Consider the following 16,399-nt stretch of genomic DNA (forward strand, 5'->3'; position numbering starts at 1 on the left):
GCCCTGCGTCTGACGCAGGGCGGTTTTTCGTGGGGCGAAGGTTCAGTCCTGTGCGATGCAGAACTCGTTGCCTTCGGGGTCCAGCATGACGTCCCAATGGAAGTCACCAATGTCATGCCCCTCGACAAAGACCGCCCCGAGCCTCTCCGCCTTCGCACGCAAGGCCGCAGCGTCGTCGTCATGCAGGTCCAGGTGAAGGCGCCGCCTCCCTTCCGTGGGGTGGTCCACCTGCTGGAAGGCCAACTGTGGCACGCCGGGACCGGCGGGTTCCAACCAGATGAAACCCTCATGCTGGACGGACACCGGCAAGCCCAGCAGTTCCGACCAGAATCCGGCGAGGCCGTCGGGATCATTGCTGTTGATGGTGAGCGAGGCAATTCGCGGTCCCCGGCGAGCGTCTGCGGGGTGTTCCTGGTTGTCCATGCCGCCCAGTCTAGGTGTCACAATCCACTAACAGCGGAATGGCCGCGCGTGGCCGTCAGCGAGTCCCTAGGATTGACACGGTGGCAGCCGGCCGGCGCCGGCCGCCGATACACAACTACCCCAAGGAGTGGAAATGGCAGCAGTACGCACCGCACACACGGTTTGGAACGGCAACCTGATCGAGGGTTCCGGCAACACGACGCTGGACAGCTCGGGCCTCGGCACGTTCGATGTCACGTGGAAGGCCCGTACCGAGCAGTCCGGCGGCAAGACCAGCCCCGAGGAACTGATCGCTGCAGCCCACTCCGCATGCTTCTCCATGGCCTTCAGCCACGCCCTGGCAGGGGCCGGCTTCACCCCGGAGGAAGTCAACACCAAGGCTGATGTCACCTTTGTTCCCGGCACCGGCATCACGGGCAGCCACCTGACTCTCACCGCAAGAATCCCGGGCATCTCGGAGGAGGACTTCCGCCGGATCTCCGAAGAAGCCAAGACCGGTTGCCCTGTGTCGGGCGCCCTCGCCAGCATCGACATCACCCTGGATGCAACGCTTCAGGCGTAGTCACTGCGCATTACCTGAAAGGCCCCGCACCACCACTGGTTTCCAGTACTGGTGCGGGGCCTTTCTACGCCGCTACTGTGACGACTGCCTGCAGACGGGCCTTCAGGTAGCCTGCGGCCGTGAAGGCAAGGGGCCTGGACGGACGCTGCGGTAACCTTCCCGGAGCGGGGGGCGGTCCGTTGGGAGCTCCTGGATCATTTCCTTGAGCGCCCCGATGCCGTACTCCAGCTGGGGATCCGTGCCGGCGGCGTAGGCGTGGGGCGGGAACAGCACTTCGATGTCCGGATCCACGCCACGGTTCTCGACGTCCCAACCGATGCCGCCGCCGAACCACGTGGCATAGCGGGGTTGCGTCACCCCGGTGCCATCTGCCAGGGCGAAGCGGTTGTCGATGCCCACCACGCCGCCCCAGGTCCTGGTCCCGATGACCGGGCCGATTCCCCTGAGCTTGGAGACCTGCGTGATGATGTCTCCATCCGATCCTGCGAACTCATCGGCAAGGATCACCACGGGGCCACGCGGGGCGTGGTGCGGGTACGTCCTGGGCTTCTCGCCGCGGGGCATGCTCCACCCGGTGACTTTTCTGCCAATGAGCTCCGCCACCAGTTGGGACGTGTGGCCACCGCGGTTGCGCCGGACATCCACGATCAACCCGTCCAAGGCCGTTTCCGTGTCCAGGTCCCGGTGGAGTTGAGCCCAGCCGTTGGCCATCATGTCCGGAATATGGAGGTATCCGAACGTCCCTCCGGACGCTTCGCGGACAGTGCGGCGGTTTCCGCGGACCCAGTCCTGGTAGCGCAGCCGTTCCTCGTCACGGATGGGCACCACGGCCACCCTGCGCTGAACTCCAGCGGCTTCTCCGTGCCCGTCGCCGTTGAGCAAGGTCAATTCCACGGTTCGGCCCGCCGCGCCCACCAACTGCATGGCTGGAGTCAGCGCAGCGGAAAGTTCGACGCCGTCAATCGCCAACAGGACGTCGCCCACCTTCGCGTCCGCTCCGGGACGCGTCAACGGGGATGTGGCGAGCGGATCGGAAGATTCGCCGGCGAGGATGGCAGAGATTTCCCAGCCCTCGTCGCCCAGCTGGAACTCGGCTCCCAAGCGGCCTTGGCCGTTCCTTCCGGGCTCGTTGTCCGGGGCCGGCCGCACGTAGGCGTGCGACGTACCCAGTTCGCCATGGATTTCCCACAACAGATCCACCAGATCGTCATGTGATCCCAGGCGGTCCACGATGGGCCGGTAACGGTTGTAGACCGACTGCCAGTCCTGCCCTGCCATATCGGAGGCCCAGAAGAAGTCACGCTGCAACCGCCACGCTTCCTCGAAGGCCTGTCCCCACGCCGCAACGGGGTCAAGGACCACCCTGATCCGGTTCAGTTCCACCTTGACCAGTTCCCCGGATTCCTCATCGACCTTGGCATCTGAAGGTACCGAGGTGACCTGCTGCTCCAAGACGTACACAACGCGTTTGAGGTCCGCGGACAAGCGGTAGCGGTCAACGGCCTTGACCAGGGTGCTCTGCGAGCGCTTGGCCAGGTCGTAACGGACCAGGGACGGAGCAACCTTTTTGTCCTGCAGCGTTCCTTTGCCTTCGCCGGTCACACCGGACAGCTCAGTATCGAGCCAGAGGAGCGCCCCGTCTGCCGCCGTGAGCTCGGAGTAGTTTCCCTGCGGCACGGGGACCGCGATGACGCGCTGGGCCAGGTTCTCCGCATCCACGCGCGTGACGGGAGTGCCGCCGTCATCGGACTTCTCGGCAGTAGCCGTGTCCTCACCCAAGGTGTCAACGGAGGGCCCGAAGGGCGATGGAGTGTCGGCAGCGAGGGCAACCAGGTAGGGCTTGATGGGGCTCGGGAACGACAGGTCGAAGGAGTGGCCGTCGTAGACGGGGTCGAAGCTTCTGTTGGAGAGGAACGCGAGGAATTTTCCGTCCGGGGTGAACCGCGGTGATTCGTCGCAGAAACGGCCGTCGGTGGCGTCGATGACGTGGGCCTCATCTTTGGCGGGCCTGGCCAACCGCAGCTTGCTCCGGGAACCGAAGGACGTGACGGGCTCGGACCAGGCGAGCCACTGCGAATCCACGGACCAGGTGAACTGCTCCACGCTGCCTTCCCCAAGGCTCACGAGGGACTTCAGCGCGCCGGAAACGGTGTCTGCCACAAAGACGTCGCCAAAAGAGGTTCCAATGGCCAGCCAGCGGCCATCGGGGCTGGCTTCCAGGGCACTGGCACGCGTAGGCGCGGGGAAATCCACGCGGACGGTTTCGGACTCCGGAGTCCTGTGTGCCGGCACTGGCTCTTCAACCCCGGCGGCCGTGTCAGGCGAAGGCTCGCCCGCATGGGCCTCAACGGGAGCCTGCGCAACGGCGGCTGGCGGCTGGTGCCCGTGGCCCACGATGTTCGAGGCGGAAACCGGTTTGGGCAGGGGATCCGCTTCTCCGGTTGGCCCAGCAGGCGCTTCCGTGGACTGGGGAGTTTGCGCCGGGACGGCGGGCACCATCCGGGCGGCAATTCGCTTGATGTACACGGCCTCCACGCCACCGTGGTCAGCCACGTAGGCAATCCTCCCGTCGGTCAACGGCCTCGGCAACCGGGCCCGTACCCCTGGAGCAGCTTCCACCACGCGGGACGGGCCATCCTTGTGGCGGATCCAGTGGACAGTACCGTGCGACTCCACGGCGCTGGCAGTTCCCGCTTCGTTCGGGAAGACGTCGCCGAGGTGCGCGGCAACCTTCAAAGGTGCCGGACGACGTGCGGGCGAGGCTGAACCCAGGGTGATGTCGAGCTTGCGGGCAACGGCGTCCGGATCCAGTGACGGCAGGAGCCACAGTTCGCCGGCGGACTCAAAGATGACCCGCTCACCATCCGTGCTCGCGTGCCGCACGTAGAAGTCCTCGTGGTCAGTATGCCTCCGAAGACCCGAACCATCCGGCAGGACCGAATAGAGGTTTCCGTAACCCTCGTGGTCCGAGAGGAAGGCAATGCGTCCCTGGATCCACAACGGATCCGTCAGGTTGCCCTCAACCGACGGAAGCAGCCGTTCATACTCGCCGTTGCCGTCTGCGTCGATCCACAACTTTCCGGCCGTGCCGCCCCTGTACCTCTTCCACCATGCCGGTTCCCGGGACAGCACACTGGCCAGCACCACCGGCTTCTCGTCGCCGATTTCAGGGCCGAACGCCACTGCTTCCACCGGCCCGAATGGCAAGGCGACGGCGGCTCCACCGTCCAGCGGCAGGCTGTAGGCATGCGTGTGCCGGCTTTCGGACTGCTGGAAAGCGCTGGTGACCACGATGTTTCCTGCCGGGGTGAAACCCCGGACCTTCGTTGTGCTGTGGCCAAAGTAGCTCAGTTGCTTGTAACCACCGCCGTCGGTCTCCGCTGTCACCACTTCGGGTGAGGTACCCACGACGGCAGTCCACACGAGCCGCTTGCCGTCCGGCGTGAAGCGGGGATTCCTGGCTGGCAACTGCTGGGACGAAACCCGCCAGGCGCGGCCGCCCGCCACGGGGGCGATCCAGATATCGTCTTCAGCCACGAAAGTAACAAGGTCACCGTGGACATGCGGGAAACGGAGGTAGCTGGAGGAGGTCATTGTTCGATCATAGCCAGATGGTTGAGCTGGCCTTTGCCCTTTGGACGGTGTTTCCGGGCCGCGGCGCCGCATGGTGAGATGGGTCATGCGAATCGTGATGTCCGGAGCCTCCGGAATGATTGGAACCGCCCTCACTACGCTGCTCCTGGCGAGCGGCCACGACGTGGTCAAGCTGGTGCGCCGTCCACCGCGCGCCCCCGAGGAGCATTCGTGGGATCCGTCGGCTGGAATCCTCGATGAATCGGTGTTGGACGGAGCGGATGCGGTCGTCAACCTTTCGGGGGCAGGCATCGGGGACCGGCCGTGGACCCGCGCCCGGATCAAGGCGCTCCATGACTCCCGGATCCTGCCGACACGGACCCTTGCAGCGGCCATGGGTCGGGTGGGCCGCCCTCCCCGGGCCTTCATCAGCCAATCGGCGTCCGGCTACTACGGCGCTTCCAGGGACCAAGTACTCACGGAAGACTCGGCTCCCGGCACCGGCGTCCTGGCACCATTGTGCGTGCAATGGGAGGCAGAAGCCCGGAAGGCTCCCGATTCCGTCAGGGTGGTCACACCCCGCACGGGAGTCATCCTCAGTCCTTCCGGCGGAGCTTTGGGGCCTTTGCTGCCCCTGCTTAGGGCAGGACTGGGTGGGCCCTTCGGAAACGGACGCCAGTACTGGCCTTGGATCACCCTGGCAGATGAAGCTGCTGCCCTTGCTTTCCTCATCACTGCCGAACTCGAGGGACCGGTCAATGTGTGCGCACCGGGGTTGGCGGACGTCAACACCATCGTTTCCCGCCTCGCAGGGGCCTTTCACCGCCCGGCGCTTCTTCGGGTGCCCGGACCGGCACTCCGAATGGTTCTGGGCGGCCTGGCTGATGAACTGATCCTGGCAAATCAGGCCATGGATCCCGGCAGGCTGGCCGGAGCGGGATTTCAGTGGAAGCATCCCAGCCTGAGTGAGGCCATGCCCTGGCTGGTGGCCGAAGCCAAACGTTGAGTGCACGTTCCTGGGGCTCATCCCGGCTCCGGCGCCAAAATCTCCGAAATCCGCCATTGGCCGTCCACCTTGGAAAGGACCAGGCGCAGTTGCTGCGGCTGCCCTGGCGGCTGCCAGCGGATGACTTTTCCCTGCGCATCCTGTTCCTCGTAACCGGACAAAACCGCTGCCAACGAGACGACGGCATGGTCTGCCTGCAAAGTATCCACGGCCGCGCCGGTCAGGACTGTCCTCAGGCCGACGAAACGGATCCCCTGTGGTTCCAACTGCTGTGCAAGGACCAGATCAGCTTGTTCGGCGGGTGACCCTGGTGCATTCACCAGCCCAAGCAACTCCCGGCGCCCCTCAGCCAAGGCCTGGTCACGGACCGCGGAAAGGGCTGGAACGGCCACTGCCGGATCGCTGGAGCCAAGTGCCTGGGCCATGGCTGGGAGGATATCTGTCCGGCTCCCGCGGCGATCATCCGGCTGTGGCACCGCGGACCCGGAGGGCTCCCCCGGCTGTGACGGGTATCCAGTGCCGGTCCAGGCGATCCACGCCAGCAGGCCCACCAGGCAACCACCCAAAACCAGCGCGGTGGCCCTCGTTCCGCGCCGTTTTCCGGACCGACGGTGGTTGGGTCGGGACGATTCCGCGTTCGACGGCGACCGGTCGGCCCGGCTCGCGCCCGGTCCCCTCGCCGTCCGGTACGGCGTTGCGGGACGGTCGGACGGGAGCGGCATCATTCTGCTGAACGTCAACCCGGCCTTCGTGCGACGGGTGGTGCTGCTTGTGGGAGTGCGTTCAGCCCACGACGTGCACGGAGCCTTGAAGAACCGCCGAAGGGTGCGTCGTTTGGTCGAGAGGGCATCGTCTGGACGCCTCGTCAGGAGCTCCGGTATGACGGATTCGTGCACCGAACCGACCAGGTCCACGGGTTCCGGCGCAGCACTGCGGTAAATGGCCGAACCGAACTCCTTTGCGTTCGGCCGGGTATGTGGGTCCGGGGCCAGGCCGGCTTCCAGGGCACCCACCAGTCCTTTGGGTACGTCGGGAACCAGAAGGGAAAGCGGCGGACGGCTCTTTGCGGGCTCCGGGGCAGCGCCCGTGAGGCAATACCACCCCAACGCCGCCAGCGCGAAGACATCACCAGCAAAGTCAAGGTCCGCAGCCTCTTCCGCATTCCGCCCGCCACCGCTTGCGGAGGGCACCGAATCGCCGTTGATGAAACCCGGTGTGCCCGCGTCTTTGGCTTCCTGCAGCTCGCCCAGCAGCCCGGCCATCCCAAGGTCGGCAACCAAGGGCTTCCCATGGGCCGTGAACAGGACATTTCCCGGGGAGATGTCGCCGTGCACGATCCCCTGGCCATGCAGGAACGCCAACGCCTGGGCCAAGGGTGTCAGCACAGTGACAGCTTCGCCAACAGTCAAACAACGACGCCCCCGGACAAGGTTCGCGAGTGAACCCCCGGCGGCATATTCCATCACCAGACCCCAGCAGTTCCGGCCCTCCATCTCGGCAGGCACCACGTCGTGAAAGGGAAGCAGGTGCTCGTGCCTGGCGAGTGTGAGTATGTTTGCCTCACGAAGGATGGCGTGGGCGGCGCCATGCGGATGCATCAAATCATCAGGAACCTCTGAATTCTTGACAATCTTGATGGCAAACCGGGCGCCGTCTGCATCCCTGGTGGCCAGCCAGACGGACGCCGATCCGCCCTGCCCAAGGATCCGTTCGGGTGTGTAGCCTGACATGACGGGAGGCAATAGGGCGCCGGAGTCCAGAGTGTCCATGTCAAAGGTCTACCCGAAGTCGGCTTTCGCTGCAGAAGTTATCCACAGGCCCGCCTTCTGCAGTGATATCGGAGCAGCCTCCCGGATGCGACTGAGAGGTTCACCACAAAAGCATGGGCAACGTCCTGCTGGGTCTAAGCTTGAACGCATGACTCTTGAGTTTTCACAACTGGGTCTTGCCCCGGATTTCGTTGATTACATGCAGGGCTGGGACCTTCAACGCGAGATCCACAACAAGGTTGTTGCCGGCGAGAAGAACAGCACCGTCCTGCTTCTCGAGCATGCAGCCGTTTATACGGCAGGCAAGCTCACGGAAGACCACGAACGCCCCTTCGACGGAACCCCCGTGGTACCCGTTGACCGCGGTGGCAAACTGACGTGGCATGGCCCCGGACAACTGATTGCCTACCCTATCCTCAAGCTCAAGAACCGTTCGGGAATCCGGGATTACGTGGAGCGGCTCGAGGCCACCATGATCGCCGTGATGCTGGACTACGGGATCAAAGCCGTCACCGTCAAAGGCCGTGCGGGCGTCTGGGTGCTGGCAGATGACAAGGGCCCGGACCGCAAGATTGCCGCAATCGGCATCCGCGTCCTCGATGGCGTCACCATGCACGGTGTGGCCATCAACTGCAGCAACGACCTGGCGCCCTACGCGCAGATCATCGCCTGCGGCATCACCGATGCCAGCGTTACCACCATGTCGCTGGAGACTGGCCGGACCATCACCCCGGAAGACATCGTTGACCGCTTTGTGGAAGAGTTCCGCAAGCACGAAGAAGCACTCGTTTCCACCCCAGAAGGAGCACTCCAGTGACCCTGGCACCTGAAGGCCGCAAGATGCTGCGTATCGAGCAGCGTAATTCTGCAGTCCCTGTTGAGCGTAAGCCTGAGTGGATCAAGGCGAAGGTCCAGATGGGGCCGGAGTTCGTGGGGTTGAAGAACCTGGTGAAGAAGGAAGGCCTGCACACGGTGTGTGAGGAGGCCGGGTGCCCGAACATTTTCGAGTGCTGGGAAGACAAGGAAGCGACGTTCCTGATCGGCGGGTCCGAGTGCACGCGGCGCTGTGATTTCTGCCAGATCGATACCGGCAAGCCCTCCCCGCTGGACCGGTTCGAACCCACCAAGGTGGCCCGGTCCGTGCAGGCCATGCAGCTGCGGTACGCCACCGTGACCGGGGTGGCCCGTGACGACCTCGAAGACGAGGGCGTGTGGCTGTACGCCGAAACGGTCCGCAAGATCCATGAACTGAACCCCGGCACCGGGGTGGAGTTGCTGATCCCGGATTTTTCCGGCAAACCCGAACACATCCAAGCGATCTGCGATTCAAAGCCCGAGGTGTTCGCGCACAACGTCGAGACCGTGCCGCGCATCTTCAAGCGGATCCGTCCCGCGTTCCGGTACGAGCGGTCCCTGGATGTCATCACCCAGGGCAGGGACCTGGGCATGGTGACCAAGTCCAACCTGATCCTGGGCATGGGCGAGACCCGGGAAGAGATCTCCGAAGCGCTCCGGGACCTGCACGCTGCCGGGTGTGACCTGATCACGATCACCCAGTACCTGCGCCCGTCCGAGCGGCACCTGCCCGTGGACCGGTGGGTCAAGCCCCAGGAATTCGTGGACCTCCAGCACGAGGCCGAAGAGATCGGCTTCCTCGGGGTCATGTCCGGGCCCCTGGTCCGCTCCTCCTACCGGGCCGGCCGGCTCTGGGCCACCGCGATGCGCAAAAAGGGCTGGGACATCCCCGAAGCCCTCGCCCACATCGAATCCTCCGGCACCACCCGCCAGGAAGCCTCCACCCTCCTCGCCGCACAACGCTAACGACCACGGGCTGTTCCCTTAAGCCACGAAGCAGGCTGCGCTGGCACCACTGAGTGCCAGTGCAGCCTGCTTTTCGTGTATAGGCTGTTTCTCGTCAACGGACCGGTACCGGAGCCTCCTCAGAGGACCACGCCACCACCTCTACCTGGTCCCATTCCACGGCACCAAGCGCGGACAGCCCCTCGTCGGCCTCTGGACCGTGCACCACCACTACCAGGCGGGGCACGTTGGCAGCCACGACCAGCCGCAGGGCCATGAGGTGAGCCAACTCCCAGCCGTCCACCGGTTGGACCACTGCCACATAGGCGGGGCGCTGGGTTGGATCATGAGGGAAATCGTTCACGACATCTGCAGCGGCGTCCTGCACGAAGTGCACCTCCATCGACTGGCCAGCGGCGCTTGCGCGGGAACAGCGGTACCGGAACCGTGCATGGCAGTCCCCATCAAGAATCACATATTCCGATGACGCATTGGCCTCCACATCAAGCGGGATCGCCTGAAATGCCTCGCCCCGGCGTCTGGAGCGGAACCGCCGGGCGGTGTTTCCCGGTTCGTCAGATTGCTCCGGCAGGGTTGCCGTCCACGACGTGCCGTTCGACGCAATCGCATGGAGCGAGTCGAGGTGCTCCACGGGGTCGTAGCGATGGAACATCGCCTGCTCGCCGGAGGTGTACTTGACGAATTTGTAGGAATGGTCGGTCATCAACTGCATGAATCGCGTCCTGCCGGCCCACCCGCCCACGAACCAGTTCGCCTGTGATATCTCTGAAGCCCGGGCGTCCACCCGTACTTGGAGTTGCCTGGTGTCGGTCGTGTCGAACCACCGCAGCTCTTCGCAGACGAACTTCTCCTGGGTCGGGGCCGTCAGGAATTCCCTGATGATGCCAAGCATGGCCGGCAAGGCAGTGCCTGCCACCGCGGAGTGTTTGCCGTCGATCCGGTACTTGGTGAGATTGGGGACGTCCTGAACGAGCTCAATCAGTGAATGGTTGCTGAGTTCGTCCGAGTTCGTATAGAAGTAGTCAATGGTCCGGCCCTCCGCAAAGTACTGGCGAAGGAGGTCCTCCGGCTGCTCAGCCTCGCGGAAGGCCCGGTTCCTGTACAGGTTGTCCTTGAAGAACGGCTTGCTGAAGTAATACGGCAGGTTCATCTGTGGAACGGCCAGCACCAAGCGGGCGGCAGGAAAGTTCCTGGCGTACTGGATCGCTATCGAGGCGCCTTTGGATGCACCAAAGAACAGCATGCGGGCGGGGTCTATGTTGAATTGGCTGCGCAGTTTTTCTATGGCGGCATTGATCCGGCCACCTAGCGGCCGGCCTGCGTTGTCCACCATCATGTAGGACCCGGCCGCCAAATAGCGGTCCTGGAAGCAGACCATCAGGGTGTCTTCCAGGTCAGCGTCCGTGATCCCCTTGAGGTAGCTCACCGCATAGGAGATTCGCGTCGTGGAAGGGCCGAAGCCCGGGAAGGTGAGGAGCATCCTCTTCGGATCAGTGGTGTTTCCCCGGACGGAGTAGTATGCATCGCCATGTTGCTCTACTCCATATTGCTCGTCGTACTTGATTTGCTGCGGCGTAGTGAAGGGTCCTCTGCCGATTCCCAATTCGAAGGGACCCCCCGAGGCGAGCCTGAACCGGGAGGAGTCGTCAGTTCCGACCATGATGTTCCGGTATTCGAGGGGGAAACCGCGGGCCGGCGGCTCAATCAGATTGCCGTAGACCACCTCACCATCCTGCAGCAGCTGGAACGGTTCGCCTTGGTGATCCTCCCAGTCCGGGAGGGTGAGCTTGGCGAAGAAGATCCCCTGCGGCAGGTGCTCGGCGGCCACTTTGCGTACCCGGGCTTCCAGTCCCCTCGCCTTGATGAGCCTGCGGACGGCCGACTCAGGGGCCGATTCCATCAGCGACCTCGCCACTTCCCGGCCCGTCGACGAATAGGCAACGGCTCTTCCCAGATCCGTAGCTTTGCGCTTTAACTCCCCGAACTTCGACGTCACAGTGCCAGCATCCTTTCGACGATCTTCCGGTTGATCCGGTCCGCGTCAACGCCCTTGAAGAAACGGTCGCGACGCGCGCGGTACAAGGGTTCCTCAGAGGCAAACCGTTCATTGACGAGGTAGTCAATGAGATCCACGTGCTGATGAAAGACCGGCCCCAAGCCTTCTTCTTCATAGTCCAGCCGCCCCTCGTAAGGCTGCTCGCGGAAGAACTCGGCGTGGTCCCAGTGGTAGTACGCGATGGGGATGTGTACGAATGAAGCATCAAGGACTGCCGAGCTGTAGTCCGTAAACACCATTTCAGCGGAGCTGATGGCTTCCCGGTAGCTGAGTTCCGACAACACCACCCGCTCGGAGAACCGGAAGTGTGCCGTCCGTTTCTCGACATTCGGGTGGAGCTTCACTTCGAGCCTGCGGTCGGTGGCATCGAGGAAGGTCAGCAGCGCAGGATCGGTCAGCACTTGGTCTATGGCCTGGAAGTAGCGTGATTGAAGGAACTGCTCCGTGGACACCTGGTTCAGGTTGAACCGCCACGTAGGCATGAACAGGAGGTGGGCTGAATTCCGGGGTTCACGGGCCAGCGACTCAAGTCTGGGCAGGCCTGAATTGAGGGTCTCAACAGGCGCCAGTCCAGCCATGTAGTCTGCCTCCAGCTGTCCGGTGGCAATGAAGACGTCAAAGTACTTGGACAGCACCCAATCGGACATGTCGTTGAGTTGGATGCCATGTTGCAAGTACACAAACCGGGAGTTGGCAAATGACTTTCCGCGGTACCGGATGTTGTAGATCTGGGAAGACACCACAAGATCGGAGATCAGGAACTTCTCATAGAACTCCGTGCTGAAAATGGGGATGAGCTTGAAGCCCTTCTTCTCAAGCCGCTCCCAATCGGGGGATTTTGGGTTGATGGCGAAATAGGACTCCGTGAATTCTGGGTGATTGATCCGGAAGTAGTCGTAGAGATGTTCAGCGTTGTCGTCCGCCTGTAACGGCCTGTCGAAGAAGAGAATGCTGGAGTGGGGGCTGATGGGACGTTGGTAGAAGTTGTAACTGCCCGGACGGGCATGACCCGGCCGCAAGGTACGCGGCAGGTAGGTCTTGGCGATGGCCAGGACGTCGTCGCCGAACAGCAGCTCATACAGGAGTCGGGCAGGATCCTCCACGGGCTGGTCCTGCAGGAACACGAGATAGCTGTCCTTGTCACTGAGCTGTTTGAAGAGGTGCGTGGTGGCACAGGGATCGGCCAGCCAGCGGATCCATGCAGCTTCGAAGGGCTGCAAAGGTTCCACCATGGCGAGCATCTCCGTCATGTTGTGCGCCGTCACGAGTTCCCGCAGGTGTTCGAGGCTCACGGCGGTGGCCTTTTGGGCCCGCATTCCACGCAGGAAAAGCGCCATGAAGCGTAGGAGGTACAACCGGAGCTGTTTGGATGATGTGGGAATAACAGGCACCAGGCGTTTGGCTTCCGGGGACAACTGAAGTCCGATTGCGGCTTTGGTTTCCGTGGCCACCGAATAGCCGGCGGGCAGCGGTTTCACCTTTTCGATCGACCAATACAGCCGGTAACTCGTGTAAAGTCCTGCCCGGTCCACGTCCCCGATCGCCTCCAGCGCGTCTGCGAGTCGTCTGGTGTTGAACACCGAGCCAAAGATGTCGGTATCCCGCGCGTAGTGGTAGGCGTCGTCGATCGCCGTTCCCGCAATGTTCCCGGCGATCCTGCCCGTATACATGACAGGTTCCGCCAAGTACACCGTACGGGTCCTCAGGTAACCGATGATGGTGGCCGCATAGTTTGCCGACACCTGGTGCGATGTCCGCATGAACACCACGTATTTGCTGGTGATGTCGGCGCACAGCCGGCCGATGGACCGCGTGGTCAACGGTTCGGTGGCTTGCAGGATGGAGAACTCCGCGTCGAAACGCAGACGTGCCGCCACAAGTCTTCGATACATCGCAGACTCCCGGTCCAGTGTTCCGGGTTCCTCAAGAACGATGGTCAGCAATGATGGCAGCTCGGACATCTTTTCCTTAGACGGGTTGAAAATCAGCGTGGTGTGATGGGTGACCCGTTCCTTCCTCAATTCACGGGCAATTGCCTCCCACGTATGCTGTGCCGGACCCATGTGAATCGTGACGGGAAAGAAAAAAACCGTTGCGGAGATCACCCGTCATCGTGGGTCCGGCCCCGGGGCGTACATCACGTAGAATTAAGGCACTATGGCGAACTCCCCTGATTCCAACAAATCGACCCCTTCGGCCGACTCACCCAAGCGTGGGCTCTTCCAGCGCAAGCCCAAGGAAGCCAAAGCCAAGAAGCCCAGCCAGCTGAAGCAGATCGCCGAGGTCTTCAAAATGACCCGGCGCAACGATCCGCAGGTTGTGCTGATCATGCTGCTGGCGTTCCTTGCCGTGGTCGCTGTCGCCTTCGTTGTTGGCTTCCTTCTGGAAAACTGGATTACCGGCCTGATCATCGGTATCCCCTTGGGCCTGCTCGCCGCCGTCTTCATCCTTTCGCGTCGTGCTGAAAGGGCCGCCTTTGCACAGATTGAAAACCAGCCTGGAGCTTCCGGCGCTGCCTTGGGCACGCTCCGCCGCGGTTGGGTCACCCAGGACCAGCCGGTGGCCGTGAACCCACGCACCCAGGATGCAGTTTTCATGGCCATAGGCCGCCCGGGAGTCGTCCTGGTCACGGAGGGTCCCAGCCACCGGGTCAAGACCTTGGCTGACGCAGAGCGCAAGCGCCTGGGCAGGATCCTGCCCAACGTCACCATCCATGTCCTCGAGTCCGGCCGCGGAGAAGGCCAGGTTCCGCTGAACCAGCTCGCCAAGACCATGGGCAAGATGAAGAATGAACTGACCAAGGTTGAGGTCAATGCTGTCTCCAAGCGCATCAACTCCTTGGGCAACCGTCTCCCGATCCCGAAGGGCATCGATCCCTACAAGGCGCGCCCGGACCGCAAGGCGGCCCGCGGACGCTGACCGCAGAACGAAACATGCGCCCCGGTCCTCGAAAGAGGCCCGGGGCGCATTCTTGTCAGCACGGAAGGACGAAGCTACATGCGGATGAGGATCGTGTTCATGGCCTTGTCATGGAGGCCCCGCTGGTCCGGATCGAAGATCACCGCGGGGATCACCAGGCACACAAGCAACGTCCTCACGACGGCCGCCAACGGCCCCGGCTGCCCACCGGAGAGGCGCACCACGTGGATGCCCGCGATTCTGTGTCCGATGCTGTAACCGAGGGTTCCAATGAGGAGGATCTGCTCCACGGCGAAGACTGCCAGGGTTGCCCACTGGTTGCCGCCGAAGGCAAAGTTGCTGATGACCAAGGCAATGGTCCAGTCGATGACGATGCCCAGGATGCGGCGTCCTGCACGCGCCATGGAGCCAGGCCCCGATTCAGGGAGCCCCAGCCGCTCGCCGGGGTATTTGGAAATGCCGGAGGTGTCCGGACCGCTCAACCAGGAGCCAATGTCTTTACGATCAACCACCTTTCAAGCTTAACTGCTGGCGGTGCGCCCATCCGACCCGGGGGGACCAGGTACCGGCCGAGCCTGCCCCGGTGTTCGTCCACCGGACGCGCATGGACCGGACACCCGCAAGCCGACTACCGTTTACACAACAGATGATTCTGTAACCTGCCGGAAACAATGCTGACACCCCCGGGAAATCCCGTCTCCCTAAGGTGATAGGAGTTGCCAGCCACCGCGGCAAGGGGAAATTTTTGTGTCTCCAGGTCTTCGGCTTGGGCTGGACCACACGGCCTTCCGGGCCTGTTACTTGATATGCATAAGGAGCATAGATGTTCAAGACTGCGGACGAAGTCCTCAAGTTCATCAAAGAAGAAGACGTCAAATTCGTCGATATCCGCTTCACTGACCTCCCGGGCGTCCAGCAGCACTTCAACGTGCCGGCCAAGAGCGTTGACCTCGACTTCTTCGTGAACGGTCAGCTCTTCGACGGTTCTTCCATCCGCGGCTTCCAGGGCATCGCCGAATCCGACATGCAGCTCATCCCGGATGTTACCTCGGCCTTCGTCGACACCTTCCGCATCGAGAAGACCCTGGCCCTGAACTTCTCCATCGTCAACCCGCGCACGGGCGACCCCTACCACCGCGATCCCCGCGGTGTAGCCGAGAAGGCAGAGGCTTACCTGGCTTCGACCGGAATCGCAGACACTGCGTTCTTCGCTCCCGAGGCCGAGTTCTTCGTCTTCGACAACATCCAGTACGAGTCCTCCCCGCAGGGCAGCTTCTACAAGATCGATTCCGAAGAAGCGCACTGGAACACCGGCCGCAAGGAAGAGGGCGGCAACCTCGGTTACAAGACTCCGGTCAAGGGCGGCTACTTCCCTGTCTCCCCCACCGACAAGCAGGCTGACCTCCGCGACGCCATGTGTGTCGAATTGGACAAGGCCGGCCTTGAGGTTGAGCGCTCCCACCACGAAGTTGGTTCCGCCGGCCAGGCCGAGATCAACTACAAGTTCACCACCCTGACCGCGGCTGCCGATGACCTGCAGAAGTTCAAGTACGTCATCAAGAACACTGCTGACGCTTGGGGCAAGTCCGTGACCTTCATGCCGAAGCCCGTCTTCGGCGACAACGGTTCGGGCATGCACTGCCACCAGTCCCTGTGGAGCAACGGAGAGCCGCTGTTCTACGACGAGAAGGGCTACGCCGGTCTTTCCGACACCGCCCGCTGGTACATCGGTGGCCTGCTGAAGCACTCCTCCGCAGTCCTGGCGTTCACCAACCCGACCGTCAACTCCTACCGCCGTTTGGTCAAGGGCTTCGAAGCTCCGGTCAACATGGTGTACTCGCAGGGCAACCGTTCCGCCGGTATCCGCATCCCGATCACGGGTTCCAACCCGAAGGCCAAGCGCATCGAGTTCCGCGCTCCGGACCCCTCGTCCAACCCGTACCTGGCGTTCGCTGCCCAGCTGATGGCCGGTATCGACGGCATCCGCAACCGCATTGAACCCCCGGCCCCGATCGACAAGGACCTCTACGAGCTCCCCGCCGAGGAAGCCAAGGACATCCCCAAGGCTCCGGGCACGCTGGAAGAAGCCCTCGAGGCCCTGCGTGAGGACAACGAATTCCTGCAGGCCGGCGGTGTCTTCACCCAGGACCTGATCGACACCTGGATCGAGTACAAGTACGAGAACGAGATCCGTCCGCTGTCCCTGCGCCCGAACCCTTACGAGTTCGAGCTCTACTACGGCGTCTAGTCAACTCCGGGGACAGAGCATG

Annotated in this window: 12 protein-coding genes; 6 read left to right on the forward strand and 6 right to left on the reverse strand. The window is 62.8% G+C overall.

Annotation, left to right across the window (positions count from 1 at the left end; genetic code table 11):
- Positions 1 to 42: 42 nt before the first annotated feature.
- A complete protein-coding gene (locus ACIPY3_RS12835; protein WP_400334593.1) occupies positions 43 to 423 on the reverse strand; it encodes a VOC family protein in 381 nt (126 codons plus the stop codon).
- Between the two features lie 133 nt (positions 424 to 556).
- Between ACIPY3_RS12835 and ACIPY3_RS12840 the strand changes: the two genes are divergently transcribed.
- Positions 557 to 985 carry an OsmC family protein gene (locus tag ACIPY3_RS12840; RefSeq protein WP_400334595.1) on the forward strand — a complete coding sequence of 143 codons (429 nt, stop codon included), beginning with the start codon at positions 557 to 559 and terminating at the stop codon, positions 983 to 985.
- A gap of 102 nt (positions 986 to 1,087) precedes the next feature.
- Here ACIPY3_RS12840 and ACIPY3_RS12845 read toward each other — a convergent pair whose 3' ends face one another.
- A complete protein-coding gene (locus ACIPY3_RS12845; RefSeq protein WP_400334597.1) occupies positions 1,088 to 4,579 on the reverse strand; it encodes a S41 family peptidase in 3,492 nt (1,163 codons plus the stop codon).
- A gap of 85 nt (positions 4,580 to 4,664) precedes the next feature.
- Between ACIPY3_RS12845 and ACIPY3_RS12850 the strand changes: the two genes are divergently transcribed.
- On the forward strand, positions 4,665 to 5,564 hold the full coding sequence (locus ACIPY3_RS12850) for a TIGR01777 family oxidoreductase (RefSeq protein ID WP_400334599.1): 900 nt from the start codon (positions 4,665 to 4,667) through the stop codon (positions 5,562 to 5,564).
- Between the two features lie 17 nt (positions 5,565 to 5,581).
- Here ACIPY3_RS12850 and ACIPY3_RS12855 read toward each other — a convergent pair whose 3' ends face one another.
- Complete coding sequence (locus ACIPY3_RS12855) at positions 5,582 to 7,333, reverse strand: serine/threonine-protein kinase (protein ID WP_400334601.1); 1,752 nt, start codon at positions 7,331 to 7,333, stop codon at positions 5,582 to 5,584.
- A gap of 148 nt (positions 7,334 to 7,481) precedes the next feature.
- Here ACIPY3_RS12855 and lipB point away from each other — a divergent pair, with 148 nt between their 5' ends.
- Positions 7,482 to 8,150, forward strand: coding sequence for a lipoyl(octanoyl) transferase LipB (gene lipB / locus ACIPY3_RS12860; protein ID WP_400334603.1), 669 nt, complete (start codon positions 7,482 to 7,484; stop codon positions 8,148 to 8,150).
- Positions 8,147 to 9,154 (forward strand): lipoyl synthase, encoded by a 1,008-nt coding sequence (gene lipA / locus ACIPY3_RS12865; RefSeq protein WP_400334605.1) that lies wholly within the window; start codon positions 8,147 to 8,149, stop codon positions 9,152 to 9,154. Before lipB ends, lipA begins: the two co-directional genes overlap by 4 nt.
- Positions 9,155 to 9,248: 94 nt before the next feature.
- On the opposite strand, the gene ACIPY3_RS12870 is transcribed toward lipA, so the two are convergent.
- Complete coding sequence (locus tag ACIPY3_RS12870) at positions 9,249 to 11,150, reverse strand: hypothetical protein (protein ID WP_400334607.1); 1,902 nt, start codon at positions 11,148 to 11,150, stop codon at positions 9,249 to 9,251.
- On the reverse strand, positions 11,147 to 13,171 hold the full coding sequence (locus tag ACIPY3_RS12875; RefSeq protein WP_400334608.1) for a CDP-glycerol glycerophosphotransferase family protein: 2,025 nt from the start codon (positions 13,169 to 13,171) through the stop codon (positions 11,147 to 11,149). The genes ACIPY3_RS12870 and ACIPY3_RS12875 overlap by 4 nt, the downstream gene beginning before the upstream one ends.
- A 196-nt stretch (positions 13,172 to 13,367) precedes the next feature.
- On the opposite strand from ACIPY3_RS12875, the gene ACIPY3_RS12880 reads away from it, so the two are divergent.
- Complete coding sequence (locus tag ACIPY3_RS12880) at positions 13,368 to 14,129, forward strand: DUF4191 domain-containing protein (protein WP_400334610.1); 762 nt, start codon at positions 13,368 to 13,370, stop codon at positions 14,127 to 14,129.
- Between the two features lie 74 nt (positions 14,130 to 14,203).
- On the opposite strand, the gene ACIPY3_RS12885 is transcribed toward ACIPY3_RS12880, so the two are convergent.
- On the reverse strand, positions 14,204 to 14,641 hold the full coding sequence (locus ACIPY3_RS12885; protein WP_400334612.1) for an RDD family protein: 438 nt from the start codon (positions 14,639 to 14,641) through the stop codon (positions 14,204 to 14,206).
- 311 nt (positions 14,642 to 14,952) lie between these two features.
- On the opposite strand from ACIPY3_RS12885, the gene glnA reads away from it, so the two are divergent.
- A complete protein-coding gene (glnA, locus tag ACIPY3_RS12890; protein ID WP_397322857.1) occupies positions 14,953 to 16,377 on the forward strand; it encodes a type I glutamate--ammonia ligase in 1,425 nt (474 codons plus the stop codon).
- The last annotated feature ends 22 nt before the right edge of the window (positions 16,378 to 16,399 follow it).

The sequence above is a fragment of the Paenarthrobacter sp. NPDC089714 genome (assembly GCF_044748905.1).
In the GTDB taxonomy this organism is placed as follows: domain Bacteria; phylum Actinomycetota; class Actinomycetes; order Actinomycetales; family Micrococcaceae; genus Arthrobacter.